Raw genomic sequence first — 1,201 nt, 5'->3', positions numbered from 1 at the left:
AAAATGGCGAGCGGGCGACATGAACGCCTGGGAAACCACAGGCGACGCGCCCTTGCCTTTAGACCAACTTCGGGCTTGATCTAACTCCTGACTCCTGACTCTATCCTCCTGACTTCAGCCCGAAGGGCGTGGTAATTGGGTGTACGAATTTTATGACCATCAAGAGCATCCCGCATTAGGTCAGAGTCCTTTTGATGCCTATCACCAAGGCATAGTTCAAACTGGTTCAAGACCGAGCCGATTAATTCCCTATGATGAAAACTTCCGCATCTTGACCTTGCCCACCACTTCCAAGGGAACGGCAAAAGTCATCTCCAATCAGGGAGTCAAAATTAACCATCTTTACTATTGGCATAATAGTTTTCGCAATGGCAGCATTGAGAAGACACGAGTGAATGTCAGATATGATCCAAGCGACGCGGGATTTGCCTATGCCTACGTGCGAGGACAATGGGTTCGCTGCATCTCTCAGTATTACAGTATTTTTCATGGTCGTTCGGAACGAGAAATTCAATTAGCGACACAAGAGTTGCGACAACAGTACAAACAACATTCCCAAAAATTTATCATCACAGCTAAAGCTCTAGCAGATTTTCTAGAAGGAACTCAAGCTACTGAATCTATTCTCATGCAAAGGTTAAAGGATGGGGAAGCTAAAGATATTTTATCGACCATTTCTAGTCATGAAGAGATCAAATCAGAGTCCTCTCAAAAGACTACATCAGTGGTTAGTGAAACCGAGTCTCTACAGTCTCAAAAACCAGCAGAAATTAAACCTTATGAGGAGTTTTGGTAATGCCCATTTATAGACGCACTGACCGTCACTATCCGACCCTATCTAAACAACAAAAGTTAGATTTATTTCGTGATTGTACAGTAGTACATCCACATCTAAAAAAGGCTTACGAAGAATTCCGATATGCAATAAGTAATCCAGGTGGAGCTTCTTTGATTTTTTTGTTTGGTCCAACAGGGGTGGGAAAGACCACTCTATTACAGCAGATTAGCAAAGTGATGCTAGAGGAACATCGTTCGCGAATGGTTAAAGATTCTGATTATCTGCCAGTAGCTACCACAGAAGCTCGCGCTCCTGAATCTGGAAGTTTCGATTGGAAAAGTTATTATCAAAGTGTTTTAACCTCTCTAACCAATTTACCAGTTCCATCTAAGTTAATTTCCCAAAGAAGTCAACTAAAAAAAA

The 1,201-nt window shown here is 42.3% G+C and carries 1 protein-coding gene and 1 pseudogene; both read left to right on the top strand.

Annotated elements, in window-relative coordinates; all coding sequences use genetic code 11:
• The first annotated feature begins 139 nt into the window (after positions 1–139).
• Positions 140–796: a Mu transposase C-terminal domain-containing protein gene (locus tag H1P_RS33525; RefSeq protein ID WP_144875827.1), complete on the top strand. Its 657-nt coding sequence runs from the start codon at positions 140–142 to the stop codon at positions 794–796.
• Positions 796–1,201, top strand: a pseudogene (locus tag H1P_RS33520) (hypothetical protein); the annotation flags it as partial. The gene H1P_RS33525 and the pseudogene H1P_RS33520, both read left to right, overlap by 1 nt.

The sequence above is a fragment of the Hyella patelloides LEGE 07179 genome (genome assembly GCF_900659865.1).
Lineage (GTDB): Bacteria > Cyanobacteriota > Cyanobacteriia > Cyanobacteriales > Xenococcaceae > Hyella > Hyella patelloides.
The sequence above is the reverse complement of the archived record's forward strand: the minus strand, read 5'-3'. Positions and strand labels throughout refer to the sequence as shown.